This is a genomic window from Kitasatospora sp. NPDC001539 (assembly GCF_040298565.1).
Taxonomy (GTDB): Bacteria; Actinomycetota; Actinomycetes; order Streptomycetales; family Streptomycetaceae; genus Kitasatospora.
Window position 1 is genome coordinate 1 of the sequence record NZ_JBEPAK010000365.1, and the last position, 5,024, is coordinate 5,024.

A 5,024-nucleotide genomic window follows, 5' to 3' on the forward strand; every position below is an offset into this window, starting at 1 on the left:
CCGTGATCTGACGGGGTGTCACCCCCGGTGTGGTATGTCGGCCCGGCCGACTTCCCACTCCCGCTTCCCACTCCCGCTTCCCACTCCCGCTTCCCACTCCCCGCAGCAACCGTCAGCGGTTGCCGACCGCCTGCTTCACCAGCGTCCGCCCGAAGTCCCACATCAGGCCGTTCCCCCGGTGCGCCTCGTCCATGATCTCGGTGAAGGCGTCCATGAACCGGTCCACGTCGCGATCGGTGATGATCAGCGGCGGGATCAGCTTGATCACCTCCAGGTGGTCCCCGGACACCTGGGTCAGGATCCGGTGCCGCTGCAGCAGCGGGACGACCACCATCTGCGCGAACAACCCCTTGCGGGCCGCCTGCAGGGCCGTCCAACCGGTACGCAGCTTCAGTGACTTGGGGCGGCCGAACTCGATGCCGATCATCAGCCCGCGGCCGCGCACGTCGGCGAGCAGCTCGTACGTGTCGACCAGCGCGGACAGCCGTTCGCGGAACCGGTCGCCCACCTGCCGGGCGTTCTCCACCACCTTCTCCTCGCGCATCACCTCCAGGGTCGCCAGCCCGGCGGCCATCGCCTGGGCGTTGGACCCGAAGCTGGCCGAGTGCACCAGCACCCGGTCCATCGAGGAGTACACCTTCTCGAAGATCCAGCCCTTGCCGAGCGTCGCCCCGACCGGCACGTACCCGCCGGAGAGCGCCTTGGCCGCGCACACCAGGTCGGGGAGCACGCCCTCCTCGCTCTGGTAGGCGAAGAACTCGCCGGTGCGCCCGATCCCGGTCTGCACCTCGTCGCAGATCAGCAGCGCCTTGTGCTCGTGCAGCAGCTCCTGGGCCGCCCGCAGCCAGCCCGGCGGCGGCGCCTGGACGCCCTTGCCCTGGATCGGCTCGACGATCAGCGCCGCCACGTCGCCGCGCTTCAGCTCCTTGGCCAGCGCGCCGAGGTCGCCGAGCGGGACGGCGGTGTCCGGCAGCAGCGGGCCGAAGCCCTTGCGGAAGCCGCTCTCCCCGTTGACCGAGAGCGAGCCGGTGGTCAGCCCGTGGAAGGCGTGGTCGGCGTAGAGGATCCGCTTGCGTCCGGTGGCGTACCGGGCGAACTTGAGCGCCGTCTCGACCGCCTCGGTGCCGCTGTTGCCGAAGAACACCCGGTCCAGCCCCGGCGCGTACGACAGCAGCCGCTCGGCCAGCAGTCCGGGCAGCGGCGAGCAGTCGAAGCGGACCAGGTCCGGCAGGTCCAGGTCCATCACCTGTTGGACCGCCGAACGGACCACCGGGTGATGGCGGCCCAGCGCGAAGATGCCGAAGCCGGCCAGCATGTCGAGGTACTCGTTGCCCTCGGCGTCGTAGAAGTACTGCCCCTCGGCGCGGTCGTAGTACTTGTCGAAGCCGATGGTGCGGAGCATCCGCGGCAGCTGCGGGTTGAGGTAGCGGCTGTGCAGCTCGTAGCGCTCCCGGCCGCGGTCGGCGAGGAGCGCGGCGAGGTCGAAGGCGGGGCGGTCTGGGTCAGCCGGCATGGCGCGGGTTCGCTCCTCGGGTCGGTAGCAGGTTCTTGGCGAAGACGGCGGTCTGGGCGGCGACCCCGGTGCCGGTCAGCCCGGCCTCCTCGAGGATCTCGCCGCGCGAGGCGTGCCCGAGGAATTCCTGCGGCAGGCCCAGCACGCGCACCGGGACGTCCACGTCGGCGTCGCGCAGCGCCTGGGAGACGGCCGAACCCACGCCGCCGGTGCGGCCGTTGTCCTCCACGGTGACGACCAACCGGTGGGCGGCGGCGAGTTCGGGCAGCGCCGGGTCGACCGGCTTGACCCAGCGCGGGTCGACCACGGTGGCGGTGAAGCCCTCGGCGAGCAGCAGCCGGGCGGCGTCCAGGCAGGCGGAGGCGGTGGTCCCGACCGCGACCAGCAGGATCTCCGGCTCGGCGCCGGTGCGCAGCAGGACGTCCGTCCCGCCGATCCGTTCGACCGCCGCGACGGCCGGTCCGACGTTCCCCTTGGGGAAGCGCACCACGGTGGGGGCGTCCTCGACCGCGACGGCCTCGCGCAGCTGGGCCCGGAGCTGGTCGGCGTCGCGCGGGGCGGCCAGCCGCAGCCCCGGGACGACCTGGAGGATCGACATGTCCCACATGCCGTTGTGCGAGGCGCCGTCCGGCCCGGTCACCCCGGAGCGGTCGAGCACGAAGGTGACGCCCAGCCGGTGCAGGGCGACGTCCATCAGGACCTGGTCGAAGGCCCGGTTGAGGAAGGTCGCGTAGACCGCGACCACCGGGTGCAGCCCTCCGGTGGCCAGCCCGGCGGCGCTGGTGACGGCGTGCTGCTCGGCGATCCCGACGTCGAAGGTCCGTTCCGGGTACGCCTTGGCCCACGGGCCCAGTCCCACCGGTTGGAGCATCGCCGCGGTGATCGCCACCAGGTCGGGCCGCTCGGCGCCGAGTTCGACGAGCTCCTCGCCGAAGACGGAGGTCCAGGAGACCCCGGCGCTGGGCGAGATCGGCAGGCAGGTGTACGGGTCGATCGGGTTGACGGCGTGGAAGCGGTCGGCCTCGTCCTGCTCGGCGGGCCGGTACCCGCGCCCCTTGACGGTCAGGCAGTGCACGATGACCGGGCCGCCGAAGTTGCGGGCCTGGCGGAGCGCCTGTTCGACCGCGCCCACGTCGTGGCCGTCGATCGGCCCGAGGTACTTCAGCCCGAGGTCCTCGAACATGCCCTGCGGGGCGAAGGCGTCCTTGAACCCCTTCTTGGCGCCGTGCAGCGCGTCGAAGATCGGCTGGCCGACCAGCGGGGTGCGCTGCAGCGCCTCCTTGCCGAGGGCGAGGAAGCGCTCGTAGCCCCGGGTGGTGCGCAGGGTGGCCAGGTGGTTGGCCAGACCGCCGATGGTCCTGGCGTAGGAGCGCTCGTTGTCGTTGACGACGATGACCAGCGGCCGGTCGCGCGCCTCGGCGATGTTGTTGAGCGCCTCCCAGGCCAGCCCTCCGGTGAGCGCGCCGTCGCCGATCACCGCGACGGTGTGCCGGTCGTGCTGGCCGAGCAGCTGGGCGGCCTTGGCCAGCCCGTCGGCGTAGGAGAGCGCGGTGGAGGCGTGCGAGTTCTCGACCAGGTCGTGTTCGGACTCGGCGCGTGAGGGGTAGCCGGACAGCCCGCCGCGCGTGCGCAGCTTGGAGAAGTCCTGGCGGCCGGTGAGCAGCTTGTGGACGTAGCTCTGGTGCCCGGTGTCGAAGACGATCCGGTCGTACGGCGAGTCGAACACCCGGTGCAGCGCGATGGTCAGCTCCACCACGCCGAGGTTCGGGCCGAGGTGGCCGCCGGTGCGGGTGACGGCGTCGATCAGGAAGTCGCGGATCTCGTCGGCCAGCAACGGGAGTTCGACCGCGGGGAGCTTGCGCAGCTCGGCCGGGGACGTGACGCGGGAGAGCAGTGACATGGGTACACCTCACGACTCGAAGTGGTGCGGTGGTGCCCCCGCCGCTGGGGGCGGGGCCGGCCCGGGCAGCACGGCCCGGGCCGGACGGGAGCCCTGCCGGGCTCAGCGCCCGCGGTTGGCGCCGACGGTCTCGGTGATGGCGCGCAGCGACTGCTGGAGCGAGCCCATGGTCGCCAGGACGGCGGTCGGCTCGTAGCCGCAGTGGGCCATGCAGTTCTCGCAGCGCGGGTCCTTGCCGCGGCCGTACTTGCTCCAGTCGGTCTTCTCGACCAGCTCGCGGTAGGTCGGCACGTAGCCGTCGGCCATCAGGTAGCAGGGCCGCTGCCAGCCGAACAGCGAGTAGTTGGGGATGCCCCAGGGGGTGCACTCGAAGTCGGCCTTGCCCTCCAGGAAGTCCAGGAAGAGCGGGCTGTGGTTGAGCCGCCAGCGGCGCCGGTTGCCGCCGGCGAAGGCCTTGCGGAACAGCTCCCGGGTCTGCTCGACGCCGAGGAAGTGCTCCTGGTCGGGGGCCTTCTCGTACGCGTAGGCCGGGGAGATCATCATCTCGTCCACCTTCAACTCGTCGTTGAGGTAGTCGAGGACGTCGATGACGGTCTGCGCGGTGTCGGTGTTGAAGAAGGTGCTGTTGGTGGTGACCCGGAAGCCGCGCCGCTTGGCCTCCTTGATCGCGGCCACCGCCTCGTCGAAGGTGCCCTCCTTGGCCACCGACTCGTCGTGCCGCTCGCGCAGGCCGTCGATGTGCACGGCGAAGGTGAAGTAGGGCGAGGGCTTGAACTTGTCGATCTTCTTGCGCAGCAGCAGCGCGTTGGTGCAGAGGAAGACGTACTTGCGGCGCTCGACCAGTTGCCGGACGATCTCGTCGATCTGCGGGTGCATCAGCGGCTCGCCGCCGGCGATCGAGACCATCGGGGCACCGGACTCCAGGACCGCGCCGACCGCCTGGGCGACGGGCATCCGCTGCTTGAGGACGCCCGCGGGGTGCTGGATCTTGCCGCAGCCCTCGCAGGCGAGGTTGCAGGCGAAGAGTGGTTCCAGCTCGACGATCAGCGGGAACTTGTCCCGCCGCTTGAGCAGCTTCTGCTGCATCAGGTAGGTGCCGACCCGCACGGTCTGGCGCAACGGCATGGCCATGGCTAGCTCGCCTCCTGGGGGAGCGTCGAGGATGTGGGGTGGTTCAGGTCTGCGGAGCCGGTCGCGGGCTCCTGCCGGTACCAGTCGACCAGGGCGGGTACCGTCGCCCGCAGGGTCCGCCAGGCGCGCACCCCGGCCGGGAGGGTGCCGGGCCGCAGCAGTTCGTGCTCGGGGGTGTCCACCACCACCCGCAGGACGGCGACCGGGAGCACCGGACGGACCTCCCGCAGCGCGGCCAGCACGGCGGCGGCCTCCATGTCGACGGCGAGCGCGCCCTGGAGGTGCAGGGCCCGCCGCTCGATGCCGCGCACCACGTGGTCGGCGGTGTGGTGCACCCCGGTGTGCGCGGTCAGTCCGTGCACCTTGAGCGCCCGGGCCAGTTCCGGCCCGGAGTCGACCGGGTACAGGGACCCCCACACCCTGGTGCTGGACGAGGCGACCTCGCTGCTGGACCCGCGCGCCGCCCGGCACCTGGAGCGC

The 5,024-nt window shown here is 71.6% G+C and carries 4 protein-coding genes; all 4 read right to left on the minus strand.

All coding sequences use genetic code 11. The features are described 5' to 3' along the window. Window positions 1-112 precede the first annotated feature (112 nt). The gene (locus tag ABT247_RS31650) at window positions 113-1,513 is read right to left on the minus strand and encodes an aspartate aminotransferase family protein (protein ID WP_350749602.1); all 1,401 of its coding nucleotides are present in this window, start codon (window positions 1,511-1,513) and stop codon (window positions 113-115) included. Further along, window positions 1,503-3,413: a 1-deoxy-D-xylulose-5-phosphate synthase gene (dxs, locus tag ABT247_RS31655; protein ID WP_350749606.1), complete on the minus strand. Its 1,911-nt coding sequence runs from the start codon at window positions 3,411-3,413 to the stop codon at window positions 1,503-1,505. Before dxs ends, ABT247_RS31650 begins: the two co-directional genes overlap by 11 nt. A gap of 102 nt (window positions 3,414-3,515) precedes the next feature. Beyond that, window positions 3,516-4,544 (minus strand): adenosyl-hopene transferase HpnH, encoded by a 1,029-nt coding sequence (hpnH, locus tag ABT247_RS31660; protein ID WP_350749608.1) that lies wholly within the window; start codon window positions 4,542-4,544, stop codon window positions 3,516-3,518. A gap of 2 nt (window positions 4,545-4,546) precedes the next feature. Then, window positions 4,547-4,963: a phosphorylase family protein gene (locus tag ABT247_RS31665; protein ID WP_502892540.1), complete on the minus strand. Its 417-nt coding sequence runs from the start codon at window positions 4,961-4,963 to the stop codon at window positions 4,547-4,549. Window positions 4,964-5,024: the final 61 nt, after the last annotated feature.